Annotated in this window: 17 protein-coding genes and 1 pseudogene; 11 read left to right on the top strand and 7 right to left on the bottom strand. The window is 48.3% G+C overall.

The genetic code is table 11. The features are described from left to right. Window positions 1–4 precede the first annotated feature (4 nt). From XMD530_RS05225 to XMD530_RS05205, 5 genes are all read left to right on the top strand, one after another. Window positions 5–664 (top strand): TAXI family TRAP transporter solute-binding subunit, encoded by a 660-nt coding sequence (locus XMD530_RS05225; RefSeq protein ID WP_173482022.1) that lies wholly within the window; start codon window positions 5–7, stop codon window positions 662–664. A 64-nt stretch (window positions 665–728) separates the two neighbouring features. Continuing rightward, window positions 729–2,666, top strand: coding sequence for a TRAP transporter fused permease subunit (locus XMD530_RS05220; RefSeq protein WP_173506850.1), 1,938 nt, complete (start codon window positions 729–731; stop codon window positions 2,664–2,666). Beyond that, entirely contained in the window at window positions 2,663–3,979 is a 1,317-nt protein-coding gene (locus XMD530_RS05215) for a sulfatase (RefSeq protein WP_173482020.1), read from the top strand. Before XMD530_RS05220 ends, XMD530_RS05215 begins: the two co-directional genes overlap by 4 nt. Window positions 3,980–4,007: 28 nt before the next feature. After that, the gene (locus XMD530_RS05210) at window positions 4,008–4,796 is read left to right on the top strand and encodes a sulfite exporter TauE/SafE family protein (RefSeq protein WP_173482019.1); all 789 of its coding nucleotides are present in this window, start codon (window positions 4,008–4,010) and stop codon (window positions 4,794–4,796) included. Between the two features lie 83 nt (window positions 4,797–4,879). Beyond that, window positions 4,880–5,218, top strand: coding sequence for a carboxymuconolactone decarboxylase family protein (locus XMD530_RS05205; protein ID WP_173482018.1), 339 nt, complete (start codon window positions 4,880–4,882; stop codon window positions 5,216–5,218). Between the two features lie 62 nt (window positions 5,219–5,280). Here the strand turns inward: XMD530_RS05205 and XMD530_RS05200 are convergent, their stop codons facing one another. After that, entirely contained in the window at window positions 5,281–6,126 is an 846-nt protein-coding gene (locus XMD530_RS05200; RefSeq protein WP_173482017.1) for a universal stress protein, read from the bottom strand. Between the two features lie 9 nt (window positions 6,127–6,135). After that, on the bottom strand, window positions 6,136–7,614 hold the full coding sequence (locus tag XMD530_RS05195) for a SulP family inorganic anion transporter (RefSeq protein ID WP_173482016.1): 1,479 nt from the start codon (window positions 7,612–7,614) through the stop codon (window positions 6,136–6,138). 341 nt (window positions 7,615–7,955) lie between these two features. Here XMD530_RS05195 and XMD530_RS05190 point away from each other — a divergent pair, with 341 nt between their 5' ends. From XMD530_RS05190 to XMD530_RS05175, 4 genes are read left to right on the top strand one after another with little or no spacing between them, the layout of a single operon-like run. Beyond that, window positions 7,956–8,438: a DUF2489 domain-containing protein gene (locus XMD530_RS05190; RefSeq protein WP_173483252.1), complete on the top strand. Its 483-nt coding sequence runs from the start codon at window positions 7,956–7,958 to the stop codon at window positions 8,436–8,438. Further along, the gene (locus tag XMD530_RS05185; RefSeq protein WP_173482013.1) at window positions 8,438–8,812 is read left to right on the top strand and encodes a hypothetical protein; all 375 of its coding nucleotides are present in this window, start codon (window positions 8,438–8,440) and stop codon (window positions 8,810–8,812) included. The genes XMD530_RS05190 and XMD530_RS05185 overlap by 1 nt, the downstream gene beginning before the upstream one ends. 9 nt (window positions 8,813–8,821) lie before the next feature. Further along, window positions 8,822–9,973 carry a methionine aminotransferase gene (locus XMD530_RS05180; protein ID WP_371731728.1) on the top strand — a complete coding sequence of 384 codons (1,152 nt, stop codon included), beginning with the start codon at window positions 8,822–8,824 and terminating at the stop codon, window positions 9,971–9,973. After that, on the top strand, window positions 9,961–10,761 hold the full coding sequence (locus tag XMD530_RS05175) for an amidohydrolase (RefSeq protein ID WP_173506849.1): 801 nt from the start codon (window positions 9,961–9,963) through the stop codon (window positions 10,759–10,761). Before XMD530_RS05180 ends, XMD530_RS05175 begins: the two co-directional genes overlap by 13 nt. Here the strand turns inward: XMD530_RS05175 and XMD530_RS05170 are convergent. Further along, window positions 10,758–11,288: a hypothetical protein gene (locus XMD530_RS05170; RefSeq protein ID WP_173482011.1), complete on the bottom strand. Its 531-nt coding sequence runs from the start codon at window positions 11,286–11,288 to the stop codon at window positions 10,758–10,760. The genes XMD530_RS05175 and XMD530_RS05170 overlap by 4 nt on opposite strands. Before the next feature lie 102 nt (window positions 11,289–11,390). Beyond that, window positions 11,391–11,966, bottom strand: a complete 576-nt coding sequence (locus XMD530_RS05165) for a rhodanese-like domain-containing protein (RefSeq protein ID WP_173482010.1) — start codon at window positions 11,964–11,966, stop codon at window positions 11,391–11,393. A gap of 152 nt (window positions 11,967–12,118) precedes the next feature. Between XMD530_RS05165 and XMD530_RS05160 the strand changes: the two genes are divergently transcribed. Next, window positions 12,119–12,661, top strand: a complete 543-nt coding sequence (locus XMD530_RS05160) for a hypothetical protein (protein WP_173489070.1) — start codon at window positions 12,119–12,121, stop codon at window positions 12,659–12,661. 4 nt (window positions 12,662–12,665) lie between these two features. Here the strand turns inward: XMD530_RS05160 and XMD530_RS05155 are convergent, their stop codons facing one another. Then, complete coding sequence (locus XMD530_RS05155) at window positions 12,666–13,085, bottom strand: hypothetical protein (protein ID WP_173506848.1); 420 nt, start codon at window positions 13,083–13,085, stop codon at window positions 12,666–12,668. A gap of 174 nt (window positions 13,086–13,259) precedes the next feature. Here XMD530_RS05155 and XMD530_RS05150 point away from each other — a divergent pair, with 174 nt between their 5' ends. Continuing rightward, entirely contained in the window at window positions 13,260–14,048 is a 789-nt protein-coding gene (locus XMD530_RS05150; protein WP_173506847.1) for a DUF3530 family protein, read from the top strand. 2 nt (window positions 14,049–14,050) lie between these two features. On the opposite strand, the gene ppiC is transcribed toward XMD530_RS05150, so the two are convergent. Beyond that, window positions 14,051–14,329 (bottom strand): peptidylprolyl isomerase PpiC, encoded by a 279-nt coding sequence (gene ppiC, locus XMD530_RS05145; RefSeq protein ID WP_173506846.1) that lies wholly within the window; start codon window positions 14,327–14,329, stop codon window positions 14,051–14,053. 40 nt (window positions 14,330–14,369) lie between these two features. Next, window positions 14,370–15,918, bottom strand: a pseudogene (gene dauA, locus XMD530_RS05140) (C4-dicarboxylic acid transporter DauA). Window positions 15,919–16,027: the final 109 nt, after the last annotated feature.

Here is a 16,027-nt window from a genome sequence, read left to right as displayed (position 1 = left end):
TGAAATGGCTAAAACTGTGCGTGCACTCTACGGCTTCCCTGGCAGTACTTACCACGCGATCACTTGGGCTGATAACGGCATCAACGAGTGGAAGGATGCAGCCGGCAAACGCGTATACATCGGTCCACCAGCGGGTGCTGCTAACGCTCAGATCACCTCTCTTGCAGCAGCGGGTGGCCTAGCTAAAGATGCATACGAGGGCATCAAAGCACCTTGGGGTGCTGCAGCTCAGGCTTTCCAGGATGGCCAGTTTGACGTTTACGTAGGTTCTTTCCCAGTAGGCTCGCAGGTTGTTGCTGAGCTAAGCCTTAAGCGTCCAATTCGGATCCTAGGAATTCCTGAAGGTACACAGCCTAAAGCTGGATTGGGTATGGAAGCTTCTGTCGTTCCTGCGGGTACCTACCCAGATCAAGCTAATGAGACTGATTCAGGCGCATTCCTAACACTGATGTTTATCGGTGTGAACGAGAAGATGTCTGATGATCTTGCCTACACAATGACTAAGGTTTACATGGAGTCACGTGAGCAGATGGGTAAAGACAACCGTCTACTTAACCACCTAGTTAAGTACAGCCCATTTACAGGTGTAACTGCTCCACTTCACCCTGGTGCTATCAAGTACTACGAAGAGCAGGGTATTGAAGTTCCTGCAAACCTTAAGTAACTATTCAGTTACTCGTTACCTATAAAGCGGGGCAGCTTTGCCTCGCTTATTTAGAGTCTTAATTATGAATACTTCTCTCGCAGCTACTGTGCAAAAGTCGATCGCTTTTGTTTTGGGTATTGTGGTGGCCTTCTACGGCCTTGCAAATATCCTTCCAGCTATTGGTGATTTCCGTTTAGGGCCTTTCCCTATGCACTGGTTCCGACCTACCTTCTTCGCACTTTGTGTAGCGATGGTGTTGGTTGATCTGGCTGATTCAAGCAAGAAAACGCCATGGTGGGTTCTTCTTACAGGATTGGCAGCTACTGCTGGCCTCTTCTGGGGTAGCTTCGAGTTCTATTTCGTCGCGCGCGATATTGATGATGCAATGTTCCTATTTGGCTCATACGAGATGTGGGTCGCAGTTTGCTCGGCTGCAGGTGCTCTATTTTTCTGTTGGCGTATTTGGGGCATTCCGGTTGCAATCCTTGGGGTGATCGGAATTGCGTATATGTGGACAGGGCACCTTTGGCCGGGGCCTTTACGTACTGTTAACAGCGGTATCGAAGAGATGTTGGCGCAGAATCTACTCTTCTCGCTTGATACAGGCATTATGGGAAGTACCTTCTCAATCGTTATTACAACAGTATTCCCATTCATCATTCTAGGTGCCGTTTTAGAGGGCGTTGGTGCCGGTGAGTCGATGATTCGCATCGCATTCTACTGGATGCGTCGCACTGCGGGTGGCCCTGCCTATGCAGCGGTCATGTCATCTGGCCTGTTTGGTACCGTGTCGGGCAGTGCAGTAGCTAATGTTGTCGGCACCGGTGTCGTGACCATCCCAATGATCATGCGTCGTGGCTTCACGAAAAGTTTTGCTGGCGCTGTAGAGGCATCGGCTTCTTCTGGTGGTCAGATTATGCCACCTATCATGGGTGCCGCTGCACTGGTCATGGCGGACTTTGCAGGTGTTGGCTACCTGACGGTTATCGTAGCTGTATTAGTACCAGCTGTAGCTTATTACGTCAGTGTCTGCACGATGATCTACTTCGAGACTAAGCGTTTGGGAATTCAGCCTAACGAAGAGGATATTGCCAATACTCCAGTTCCAGAGAGACAGGACTACCTTAATCTTCTAATGATTTTTGGCCCGCTGCTTGTGATCGTGGTTCTACTGATTCGAGGTATGTCACCATCGGGCGCTTCGATTACCGCTCTAGCACTGCTATTCCCATTGAGTTTCATTAACCCTGAGATTCGTAAACAGCCTGCTCGTTTGATTAAGTGTCTGTCGGATGGTGGATCCACCTTCGCAGGCCTTTTAATGGCGATTGCGGCGGTCTCAATTGTTATCTCAGCGCTTTCAGCAACGGGTGTGCCGGTCAAATTTGGGGTACTTCTAAACTCAGTGGTGACCGATTCATTGATGATTTCGTTGATTGTTGCGGCAGTCGGGTGTGTGATCTTGGGTATGGGTATGCCAACGCTACCCGCTTATGTAACGGTAGCAACAATCGCGATTCCAGCGATGCAGATGCTCGGTTTGGACACGCTAACGGCTCACATGTTTGTGTTCATGATCGCAGTGGGTTCAGCCATCACCCCACCCGTTGCAATAGCGGCCTATGCTGCAGCCACCATCTCAGGGGGTAAATCGATTAAGACATCCGTTGATGCCTCTCGAATCGGTATCATGATCTTCTTGATACCTTTCATGTTTGCTTACAACCCTATGATGTTGAGTGTCGATCAAGAGAATATTCAGTTCGCTTGGCTGCCTTGGGCCTGGTTGATGTTGAAACTGATTGTCAGCATTCCCGTTCTTTCAAGTGCACTGATCGGTTTTGATAAATCAAAACTGAATATCTTCGAAATTGCACTGCGCATCAGCTGTGTCGTGTTGATGTTTGTTCCTGACGGTTACTGGGATCTAGTCGGTCTTGGTGGAGCGGTTCTTATCCTGCTTGCTCACCGTCGTATTCTTGGATTTAACAGCCTTATTAAGGAAGGTGGGGCACTATGACCAATATTATTTACATTGTTGCTGATGATCTGGGTTATGCAGATCTAGGCTGTTACGGTGGTCGTGAAGCACAGTTTGGCATGATCTCTCCAAACATCGATCGCTTGGCAGAAGAGGGCATGATCTTTACCGACGGTTATGCGAACTCTCCCGTCTGTTCTCCGACACGTTTTGCCTTGATGACCATGGCATACCAGTACCGTTTACGCGGTGCATTGGAAGAACCAATCAACAGTCGATCAAAGGGTGACCCTCGTCTAGGCTTACCACCAGAAATCCCAACCTTGCCTTCACAGCTAAAAAAGGCGGGTTACAACACAGGTCTAATCGGCAAGTGGCACCTTGGCTATCCACCTCATTTCAGTCCACTCAAATCGGGCTATGATGAGTTCTATGGCATTATGGCGGGTGGTGTGGATTACTTTAGCCATGTCAGTGGTAAGGGTGACCATGATCTCTACATTGATGAAGAGGAGCACCATGAGCCGGGTTATTTGACGGATCTATTGTCAGAGCGTGCGGTTCAGTTTGTAAACCGTAAAGCAGATGATGCGAAAAACGGTAAACCTTTCTTCCTAAGTCTTCACTACACGGCGCCACACTGGCCTTGGGAGACGCGCGACGACGAAGAGGTCTCTAAAAACATCACCAATCTTTTCCATCTTGATGGCGGTAACATTCATACCTATCAACGTATGATTCACCACATGGATGAGGGGATCGGGAACATCATGGCTGCGCTTGAAGAGCAGGGCCTAACAGAGGATACCTTGATCGTCTTTACCAGCGACAACGGTGGTGAGCGTTTCTCCGATAACTGGCCTCTGGTCGGCGGTAAAATGGACCTAACAGAGGGCGGTATTCGTGTCCCTTGGGTGGTTCGTTGGCCTAAGGGCATTAAGGCTGGCCAGAAAACGACTCAGCACTGTATGACAATGGATTGGTCATACACTCTGATGAAGATCGGTGGCGGCGAAGCGGACCCAAGCTACGCAACGGACGGAGTAGATTTGACACCTGTTCTAACGGGTCAAGTTGAGAGCTTTGAACGTCCTCTCTTCTGGCGTATGAATCACCGTGATCAGCGTGCCTACCGTATGGGCGATTGGAAATACCTGAAAGTTGATGAGCATGAGTATCTATTCAATGTCGTCAACGATGCACGCGAACGTGCGAACCAAGCTAAGAACTATCCAGATAAACTGGCTGAGATGCGTCAAGTTTGGATGGATTGGAATGATACTATTCCAAGCATCCCTGACGATGCTTCTGTTAGTTTGGGTTATGGTCGAGCAGATATGCCGCAGCGATAAGCTTCGGTTTTTAATTTAGGACAATGTGATGGAACTCTCTCTCTTCAGTAGTCTGGATCCTTATGCAATTGTGGCAGGATTCTTCTTCTCGATGCTGATCTTTTTATCGGGTGTTGGCGCTGGCGTTCTGGTGGTTCCCTCCCTGATTGTTCTGTTTAATCTGGATCCAACATTGGCGGTTGCCAGTGGCTCATTCTTTGCCTTTTTAGCGAAGGTGTTGATGACAGTTGGTCATGCGAAGCAGGGTGGGGTTAACTGGACGGTTGGTCGAAAGTTTCTCTACCTATGCTTGCCGGTCACCATCCTCAGTGCCTTGAGCTTAACACTCGTTTCGGATCCAGAGATGAGAGTGACAGTGGATCGAGTGCTGATGCTACTCGTTCTTCTTGCTGGCCTGCTCTCTCTCGCTTCGATGTTTACTAAACGGATTAAAGAATATTTAAGCAGACTCAGCCTCTCTTGGCTCAGTGGTATCACTGGTTTTTTGATGGGTCTTACGGGTGTGGGTGGCGGAGTCCTAGTGGTTCCAGCACTCTCTTCATCTGGCGGGCTCTCTGTAAAATCTGCCGTAGCGACGTCGATTCCTGTTGGACTGATTCTATCACTGGCAGTCTCAATCACCTTTGGTAGCCGCGGTGTCATGGATTATGCACTGGTGGCCTCCTTGATGGTCGGCTGTGTGGTCTCTTTGCCGTTGGCCTCTAAGCTCTTTTCACGTTTTAGTGAAGAGTCGATTAAACGGATAACGGGACTCTTTATTGGTCTGGCCCTGATCGGTTTAGTTGAAGCCCTATTAGAATCTATGCACTTAATTTAGAGAATTCTAATTTAACTGACCTATCTCAATACCTTTCCTACCCACTTCTCTATTCTGCTTCTAACTTAATTTAGGAGCAGGCTATGAGTCATAACTACCCAGAATATCGCGATCACCTTAATGAATTTGCCGCTAAGCTGCCGAACGGTGCGCGAAAAGGCTTTGCTGCGTTGCATCAAGGCACCATGAAAGAGGGGGTGTTGGATGTTAAAACGAAAGAGCTTATTGCGCTGGGCATTGCAATTGCGATCCGTTGTGATGGCTGTATCGCCTACCATATGAATGCCGCGACCAACGCTGGTGTTACTCGAGAAGAGCTTGACGATATGATTGGGGTTGCTATGTTGATGGGCGGTGGACCTTCAATGGTCTATGGTGCACAAGCAATCGAGGCGTTCGAGCAGTATCAAGCTCAAAAGTAATTATGTACATTGCCTAAGAGGGTATTAAACCTCCTAGGCAATGCTATCAAAAACAGATAAGACTAACGCAACAGAAGGACGGGCGTCGGTGTTCGTCTTAGAAGTGAGGTAGTGGTACTGCCAACCAGCATCTGGCGGATACGCGAGTGTCCGTAAGCGCCCATTACCAGCAGCTCTGAACCCGTCTTAGACTCATGCTCCAGAATAACTTCTTCTGCTTCACCTGCCGCTAATGTGGCATTCACATTAAAGCCAGCCTCCACTAGGACCTTTTCAGCGATCTCCAACTCCTGTTTAAAGTCGAATGTCGCTGGCCCTACCATTAATAGCTCACAATCAGCCTCTTTTAACAGTGGGCTTTTGGCAACCATATCCAGAGCTTTACGAGCGGTTTTGCTACCATCGTAAGCGATCATAAAACGCTTGGGTTCAACCAGTGCTGTATCTGTAATCAGAATAGGGCGATGCAGTGCGCGAATGATCGGTTCGATATGAACCCCCATTGCATCCCCATGCGCGCCTTTGCCTAACACGAGCAGACGAGTATCTGACTGCTCCTCTTCAAGGGTCTGCTGCAGGTCGCCATGACGTTGTGAGGTTGAGGGTTCGAATGCGCGGTCTTGGTTGGCTCTCTCTAGAGCGGCATTCAACATGACACGACCCTGTTCACGGGCAATGCGTCCACGCTGCTCATCAAGAGAGGCGAGCTCTTCTAGAAGAGACTCGCGGGCACCGAGCCCAATGGTGCCACTGAGTTGACTCTTCTCTTCCGTTGGGAATTCACGTTTATCTAGAACGTGCAGAAGCTTAAGAGGTGCTTGAAGAACTCGGCTCGCCCAAGCGGCCGTGTCACACACGGCTTCTGAGCGTTCACCGATGCCATCAATACAGGCTACAACTTGAGTCATAAATACTCCTTAGTGTCCCATCAGCTCATCGATCTGATCAGGTTTGTCGTGTACGGCGAATTTATCCACGATGGTCGCGCTCGCCTCGTTCAAACCAACGGTATCAACCGCAATCCCTTCACGACGGAATTTAAGAATCACCTTATCCAGTGCGCCGACGGCAGTTAAATCCCAGAAGTGTGCACGTGATAGATCAATGGTGACACGATCTGTGTCCTCTTTGAAATCAAACGCAGCGGTGAACTTATCACTTGAACTGAAGAATACCTGGCCGACAACACGATAGACACGATGGTTTTCGCCCTCGCCATCCTCTTTGCCAATGTAGAGGAATTGACCAATTTTGTTGGCAAAGAATAGGGCCGCTAACAGCACACCGGCAAAGACGCCAAAGGCTAGGTTGTGAGTCGCCACAACGACGGCGACCGTCGTCAACATGACGATGTTGGTCGACATTGGGTGTTTGCGTAGGTTAAAGATCGACTCCCAAGAGAAGGTTCCAATAGAGACCATGATCATCACGGCCACCAGTGCCGCCATAGGAATCTGCGAGACCCACTCATCTAGGAAAACAACGAGTATTAGCAGAACCACACCTGCGATCAGTGTTGATAGGCGTGTTCGACCACCTGATTTCACGTTGATCACTGACTGGCCGATCATCGCACAGCCTGCCATGCCACCAAACAGGCCAGCACCGATGTTGGCAAGGCCTTGGCCTTTGCACTCACGGTTTTTATCGCTTGACGTGTCAGTAAGATCATCAACGATGGTGGCGGTCATAAGAGACTCAAGAAGACCTACGACTGCAAGAGGTAGTGAGTAGGGAAGGATGATCCACAGTGTTTCTAGTGTCAGAGGCACATCTGGCCATAAGAAAATAGGAAGTGTGTCAGGCAGTTCACCCATATCGCCTACCGTACGAATATCCAGTCCCAGTGCCATTGAAACCGCGGTCAAAACAAGGATGCAGACAAGTGGTGATGGGATTTTAGTGGTTAGGTAGGGGAAGGTGTAGATAATCACCAAGCCTGCTGCTGTCATTGCATAGACGTGCCAAGTGACATCAATCAGCTCAGGTAACTGCGCCATAAAAATCAAGATCGCCAGAGCGTTTACAAACCCAGTCACTACCGAGCGTGATACAAAACGCATCAACGAGCCTAAGCGAAGATAACCGGCACCAATCTGAATAACACCTGTTAAGAGGGTTGCTGCCAGTAGGTATTCAAGGCCGTGCTCTTTCACCAAAGTGACCATCAGTAGGGCCATGGCCCCCGTGGCGGCCGAGATCATGCCCGGGCGTCCACCGGCAAATGCGGTGATGACAGCGATACAGAAAGAGGCGTATAGGCCGACTTTTGGGTCAACGCCTGCAATGATCGAGAAGGCGATCGCTTCTGGAATCAAAGCCAAAGCAACAACCAAACCAGAGAGGATGTCGCCACGTACGTTAGAGAACCAGTTGTAGTGTAGTGATGGGCTCATTGGGACCTTCAGGGTATTGAAAAACGAAAGTCCGCAATTTTATCAGCTTTCAAGCCGTTTGTCGGTGGTCGGCCGGTTTTGAGTTATTGATCGGATTTGCTAGGGATGTAGTTCTGAAAAAAACTGATATGAGTATTAAAACCACGAGAAAGAGCGAGTGCTCTTTTGTGGTTCATTGGCAGCTCACCGGCTAGAATAGCGCTAAATTCTTTCGTATCAAGACCGCATAACTCAGCAGCTTGCTCTGCAGTCATCCCGGTTGGTTTTAAGTAGAGCTCCTCAATAAGAGTTCCTAGCTGTGCGTTTGAATCGAGAATTAACATGGTAATGGATTAGTGAACATGAACGAGAGTCTAGTATACACCCTGATCTTAATTGGTGTGATAGCCATTGCACTGCTGGCCTGGTTTATTACCAAACAGTTGCGTGAACAGCGAGAGATAACGCGTCAGTTAGCCGAGCAAGAGGAGAAATTGGCGGTAGAGGCAGCAGCCAATCGACGTTACCTAACAGAGAGCATTCGTATCATCTCTAATGCCATACTGCACGATGACAAGATCACTTTGACAGAGGGGTGCATGCGTCTAAAAGTGATGATTGATAATTATGACGCATCGCTGCATCAAGACCCTGACTACCAAGTGATTGAAGAGGTCTATGGTAAAACTTCCCACATTCCTATCCTTCAAGATTGGAAAGCCTTGGATAAACAGTCACAGCGAAAATTTCAGATGGAGATGCTGAAAGTAGAGGCTGAATGCCAAGAAAGAATCCACGCCGCGGCTCAACGTCTGATTGATCATGAGATGCATAGGGTGCACTGATGTCCATACTGCCAGTATTTATCTTTACTCTGCTGGCAACTCTACTGTTGGTCGCGGCACTGACCTTTGGCAGAACACCCAGTTATCGTCCAACAAGAGGATCGGTGATCAATCTACTTGAACGTGTGCTCTCTGGGGAAGCCAAAGTGACCGAGTGGGATCTCTTTCTAGGCTTGCCAATACAGTCAGATCCACTACTGGAAGAGGCAAGGATTGATTGCCTCAGGATACATGAAGGACTTGATGGCGAACAAAAAGCGAGTGAAGGTCTCGCCAACTATCTATATGATCGAAAAGGTCGAGAGCGCATTGCAGAGGTTCTCGAACGGTTAAAAAAAGCGATAAAAAAAGAGCCCACAATACGAGAGTTTTAGGAGCCAAGCGTGCTGAACTACCCCAAAACTAAACTGCCTTCTGTCGGTGAAACCATCTTCACAACAATGTCTGCATTAGCGGCTGAAAAACAGGCAATCAACCTGTCACAGGGCTTTCCAGATTACCTAGGCCCACAGAAGTTACTAGACGGTGTTGGTCGTGCGATTACCTCAGGCAACAATCAATACGCCCCTTTGGCCGGTGTTCCCAAACTGTTGGAACAGATTAAACTCAAAGTGAAAAACTATTATGGTCGTGATTTGGATGTGGCCAATGAAGTGACTGTAACGCCAGGTGCTACAGAGGCGATCTATTCAGCGATTACCTCCGTGATTCAGCCCGGTGATGAGGTGATCGTCTTTGATCCCGCCTATGATAGCTATCAGCCTTCCATTGAGATTAATGGTGGAGTGCCCGTTCATATTAAGTTGCTACCGCCCAATTTTTCGGTGCAGTGGGACGAGGTAAGAGCAGCCATCACCTCTAAAACCCGTATGATCATGATTAACACGCCACATAATCCGACGGGATCTATTTGGCAGCGTTCCGATTTAGATGCGCTGGCAGACATTGTCAGAGGCACCGACATATTGATCATCAGTGATGAGGTCTACGAGCACCTGGTCTATGACGGACAGGTGCATCAAAGTGTGAATACTCATCCAGAGTTGATTGAGCGTTCGTTCATTGTCTCCTCGTTCGGCAAAACCTATCACGTCACAGGCTGGCGCACTGGGTATTGTGTTGCGCCTGCGCCATTAACCAAAGAGCTGCGCAAGGTTCACCAGTACGTTACATTCACAAGCCACACACCGATTCAACATGCGATAGCGGACTTTATGGTTGAAGAGCCAGACTACCCACGAACACTGCCGGATTTCTTTACGCAAAAACGCGATCGATTGGCTAAGGGGCTGCAAAACAGCCGTTTCAAACTGCTCAACTCGAGTGGTACCTATTTTCAGTTGGTTGATTACACTGAGATCAGCGATGAGCCTGATGATCAATTTGTACTGCGTATGATTGATGAGGTGGGTGTCGCAGCCATTCCTCTTTCGCCGTTCTACTCAAACGGTGAGCAGACAGGTTGTATTCGTCTCTGCTTCGCCAAAGCGGATGACACCCTTGATAAAGCGATTGAACGCCTATGTCGAATTTAACGCTGAGCTATTTTCAGATCGATCTTGCTTGGGAGGACTCTCAGGCCAACCGTAAGGCTATCGAAGAGCAGGTATTAGCTTTAGATAGCTGCGATATTGTCGTTATGCCTGAGATGTTTTTGACAGGTTTTACCATGTCACCTGAAACCTGTGCAGAACCCATTGATGGCAAGAACTTACAATGGTTGATTGAACTCGCGTCTCAAAGCGGAAAAGCTCTGGCAGGCAGTCTCTCTGTTTCTGTTGCAGGGGAGTATCGAAATCGCTTCCTCTTTATCACCCCTGAGGGGCGTGTCGCTAAATACGACAAACGCCATCTGTTCACTATGGGTGATGAGCCAAATCACTACTCGGCCGGTGAAGAGCGCGTCATTATTCACTACAAAGGGTGGCGAATTATGCCGCTGGTCTGTTATGACCTTCGTTTCCCGGTATGGTCAAGAAATTGTGATGAGTATGATCTGCTTCTCTATGTGGCTAACTGGCCGGCTGCTAGAAGAGTCGCGTGGCGCTCTCTGCTTCAGGCGCGAGCCGTGGAGAACCTAGCCTATGTTGTTGGAGTCAATCGAGTCGGTACGGACGGAAATGGACTGGAGTATTCTGGCGACAGCCTGGTGATCTCTTTTGATGGGGAGTTGTTAAAAGAGAGTGAACCGTTTCAAGCAACGATCGAATCTGTTTCGCTGAATAAAGACGATCTTATGGAGTATCGATCTCGCTTCCCGGCGGCCGCCGATCGTGATGCGTTCACCTTGAGCGGTGTTAAGCGCAGAATCGTTGAACTTTAACGAAGTTTAAGCGGGCGCATGCAACGATACTCAGGTAACCCCTCTTTGGTGGGTACAATCGCACTGAGGCGAAGTGCGCTTTCAAGATGACCCGCTAACTCCTTAGGTAGTGGCTCTTCAAATGGGTCAAATGTCTGAAAGTAATCGATTAAAGGATTTCTAAAGAAATAGAGTGCGGATTCAGCGGTAATTTTGTCGCACAGTGCTTTTGCTTTTCGCGTACTTCGGGAATCATCAAACGCACCCTTAAGGCGTGTCTCAACGATTAAAATAATATCGGTTTCAGGTGAAGAGGAGATGTAGGCGCGCATGCCAATCTGCTCGTCTCGGGTATTAAGAAGATCTGCAATATTCGGGATTAACTGCTTATCTAGATCAAGGTTGAGTCTGTAAAAGCCCATATCAATCAGTGTGACCGGTCTCTCTGCAAGTTGGTAGAAGGCTCTAGCAGAATCATCGGCTTTGAGAGCGCCGCTGACCAATAACACGGCTGAGATAATAAGGGCTTTTAGAGAGTAGGTTTTCAATTCATGTTCCTGATCAAAATTTAGCCTATTTTATTCATTGAACAGGAATAAAAAAAGAGGCTCTAAGGCCTCTTTAGAATATTTATCAGCTCACTCTCTCAATTAGAGTTCACCCTCAACCGTTGTAAGTCCATGAATGGTCCAATCTTGGTAACCACCACGGTAGTAGTAGATCAGTTCTGCTGGGTAGCCTTCACGGATCATGGCACGAATGCCGCTTGGGCTTTGTGGACAGGTGCTTGAGTTACAGAAAGCGTAGATCTTAGTTGTAACGTCTGCACAGCTCCAACCCTCACCCTTTTTCTCACAACCGAATTGATCCATGTTCATGGCAACTTCAGTGTATGGAATGTTGATAGATCCAGGGATGGTACCTAGTTGAAGAACGTGATCTTTCATACGCATATCAACGATCATGTTGTTCTCTTTACCAATCGCTTCGATCACATCGATCTCACCAACTGGCGTGACACCTTCTGCTGGAACCATTGGTTGTAGGTAACCCTTAATCAATGCAGGTGGAGTTTTAACTCGAGTGATCTCCATTGGGCCATCTTCAAGCTCAACGGTGTAAGCGTTCATTTTGTCCCATAGCTGGATGTGTTCGTCGCTGGCGATTGCAGTTAATGTGGTACCCGCAAATACTGCAGCGGTAGCGATGCTTAAAAGCTTTTTCATGATCTTTCCTCAGTGTTAATAGCGACTCTTACTTTTTATAACCATAAACAAGAGTCTTATTACCATTATCCTCTTCTGCTTTGGAAAAGTCTTATTAATTTTTAACCTCTGCTATTATTCTTTGATCGAATAATTACTTCGTAGGTCCTGGCATGAAAAAACTGACTCCACTCTCATTAGCCCTGTTTTTGATGACGGCTTCTAGCCACTCAATGGCAGAGATGTCCGTTGATCACAGCAAAATGACTCAACATGATCACGAGATGATGATGAAGCATCTCGGCATGTCTGAAGAGGAGGCTACACCTGTCGTCAATGACCAGAGAGAACTCGTATTGTTTCCTGAAGCTGAATACCATCTCACTTTGCAGAACATGCGAGACCACCTGAGGGGGGTAAACCTAGCCCTAATGAATGTGGCCTCTGGAGACTATGTTCAGGCTGCAGAAGCGATTGAGCAGCATCTTGGTTTTGGCAACAGTCACGGCGCCAATGGTCTGCATTCGGCTCGAGAGTACATGCCTCCTGGAATGCAGATGTTGGGTCACGGGATGCACACAAAAGCGAACGCGTTAGCGACGACGCTCAGGGATTCGGAGATTACTGAAGATAGTCAGGAGATTTTTCTGAAAATGGCCGATCTTACGTCGCAGTGTGTAGCCTGCCACGATGCGTATCGATTGGGCACAGAGTAGAAACTTAGTTCGCGGCGTTTGAGCTAACAGGTGATAGCACACCACCCACATCAACCGCGCCTAATGCGACGTTTACCATGGCGTTAGTGCCAACATCCGCAAGTATCTGCTCTTCATTGAGTGGATTCTTGCCACAACTCTCCAACATATTGGAAGCATTTTTGCGATCGACATAGTCCAAGGCTGCATTGGCACCGATGATGATGGGTGCCAAACCCACGGTCGCTACCGTCAAAATGGGCGTTGCAATGTTACGTCCCCATTTTAACTTCTCATGCTCTGTGACCGTTGACATGGATGATTCACATTGGACGGTGACTACATCGCCATTGATACGTAGCTTATGAGCCGTGTCGTAACTCACGCTTGAGCATCCACTTACCAGCAGTGTTGAGCAGATTAAAGAGGTTGCGATGATTCTCATTGGATTTTGCTTTTGTACCATTAATGAACATTGTGACACTTATCTATATAGAGACAGGTTTTCCTGAAAAGTTCCCTAAGTTATTAATTTATTTTAAAAGTGACTCAATATTTACACCTTTTCGTATTCTGCTTTAATACAGTTAATCTGTCTGATTCATCTTAGGAGTTTGTCATGCGCCTATCTACCTTCCCGTTAGCATTTACACTGTGGGTGTCGATGCTTGCCACTGTCGCTCATGCTCAACGAGTCCCTGATCTTGAACGTGAACAACGGATGGTGGATGAAATAGTTGATGTCATCTTTGATGGCGACCCTATAGAGCTTAGTGATGGTGATCGAGAGTTTCTGGCGATCTTTATGGAGGCCGACGAGCCAAAAGGGACAGTGATCATCGCTCATGGACGTGGTTATCACGCCGACTGGGAGAGTGTTGTAAACCCTTTACGAGTGGGATTGGTCGAAGCGGGTTGGAATACGCTCAGCATTCAACTTCCGGTTCTGGAAAAGAGCGCTAAATATTTTGACTACGTCGATATCTTTGATGATGCTGCTCCACGTTTCCAGGCTGCTACCGAGTTTGCTAAAGAGCAGGGCGGAAAGGTTGTTTTGCTCGCTCACAGTTGTGGTTCACACATGGCGCAGCGCTGGATTAAGAATCAACCTGAAGCGAGCTTAGCCTCATTTGATGCCTATATCGGAATCGGGATGGGAGCCACTGATTACAAACAACCGATGGTAGAGCCCTTTCAGCTCGATAAAATGCCAATGCCAGTCTTAGACCTTTATGGCAGTGAAGATTTCCCGGCTGTTATCAGAAAAGCGCCAGAGCGTCTGGCTATGCTGGAAAAAGCAGGTAATCCAAAGTCGGCACAGCTGGTTGTTGAAGGGGCAGAGCACTACTTCAAAACACATAAATCTGAGTTGGTCGACACTGTTTCTGGTTGGTTAGATAGGCTTTGACCTTAGTTACGGTAAAGGGTCTTAATTAGATGGTAGCCAAAACGGGTTTTGATAGGGCCGTGTACCTTTAAGATCGGGCGCTTAAAGACCACATCATCGAAGGCTTTGACCATATCGCCACGATGAAAATCACCGAGGCTACCGCCTCTCTTGCCTGATGGGCAGATAGAGTGTTTTTTAGCGAGCTGATCGAACTTTTTACCCTTTTTAAGCTCAGCTAATATCGCCAAAGCTTCCTCTTTGGTCTTTACCAAAATGTGTACTGCAGATGCGGTGGCCATAGTCTCTCTCGAAATAGTTATGCTGTGAATTCTATCAGATCTACTCTAGCGCTTCTGCTAAGGTGGCGGTAAAACTTAACTGGTTCGGTAGAGGTGTCAGGTCAGATCGAGAGACAGTTTTTAACGGTTGAAACTGCAGATCTGCCAAAACGATTTCACAGCCATCCTGAATTCGACGTTCAATGAAACGTTCAAGTGCCGACAGCCCGCCGGCATCCAGTATCGATACACCATCTAGGTATAAGATGATTTTTTGTTTTCCTTGGCTTAGGTGCTCCAGTTGGTCAAAAACTCGATCAGCGGCAGCAAAGAAAAGCGGACCGTTGATTTTGAAGACGGCGGTTCTTTCAGAGAGCGGCCTAGGGACATGTTTACGCACGCCACTGATATCTTTTACTTGGGTCACCTGTGCTATGTCTCGCATGAAGAGCAGTGCCGCTAGCACGACGCCCACGCAAATGGCGATCACCATGTCAAAGATGACGGTCAGCGAGAAGCAGCTAAGCAGAACCAATACATCACCCAAATTGGCCTGTCGTACTAACTTAATCGCTTTGGGCGCTTCACTCACGTTCCAAGCAACCAGAAGGAGCATTGCGGCCATGGTAGCCATAGGAATCTTCGCTAACCAAGGGGCGAGCAATAGGATAGCTGCCAATACGACCAGCGAGTGGATTATGGCCGCAATCGGGGAGACCGCCCCAACTCGATAGTTAGTGGCCGATCGAGCCAGGGCAGCGGTTGCTGTAATGCCGCCAAACCAAGGCGTTACTAGGTTGCCGATCCCTTGACCCAGTAACTCTCCGTTGGAGTGGTGTCTTTTTTGACTCATGCCATCCAGCACGACAGCGCAGAGCAGTGACTCAATAGCACCTAACATAGCGATTGAGAACGCCGCTGGCAGTAGCTCAATGACCAGCGATAAGTTCCAATCAAGAGGGACGCCATTAGGGCCAGGTTGCTGCCATGGCCAAGTTAGGCTGGGTAAAACAGGAGGTATGCCGGCTCCAGAGGTGCCATCCGGTAATAGATAGTGAAAACGGGTGCCAATAGTCTCTATCTCGTTAAAGCCCCAGAGAAAAGCCGCTAGGGTTCCGACAATGGCTGCTGGAAGATAGGTTGGGATGGGCGTTTTAAATTTTGGCCAAATGATCAATGAGGCCAGTGTCACCACCCCGACAACGAGCTCCCCGGTGTGAATGGCAGGAAGATGGTCAAACAGGGTGACAAGCTTGGCAAAGAAGAATTCAGGCATTTCAGCTATATGAAGGCCTAGGAAATCATTGAGTTGCAATACTGCGATAACGACGGCAATGCCACTGGTGAAGCCGAGAGTCACCGGTTCGGGTATATACTCAATCAACCGACCTAACCTCGCGAAAGCGAGCGTGAGCATGATCAAACCGGCCAGAAGCGTAGCTAGCAGAAGTCCATTCAAGCCGTAACTTTGAGCAACTGGATAGAGTATGATTACGAATGCAGCCGTTGGGCCTGAAACGCTGTATCTAGAGCCACCGGTTAAAACCGGCAATGATCGCTGTATAGAGACCGTACTGTGGAGGTACACCGCTGGCAATGGCGAGTGCCATAGAGAGCGGAATGGCGATGATACCGACAGTTAAACCGGCGAGTAGGTCTTTGATGAAATGATCAAAACGGTACCCCTCTTTAAAGACCTCACGCAGAGCAGTGAAAGGG

This window comes from Marinobacterium sp. xm-d-530, from assembly GCF_013283365.1.
Taxonomy (GTDB): domain Bacteria; phylum Pseudomonadota; class Gammaproteobacteria; order Pseudomonadales; family Balneatricaceae; genus Marinobacterium_E.
Note: the sequence above shows the minus strand (reverse complement) of the source record. Positions and strands in the feature narration are given on the sequence as shown.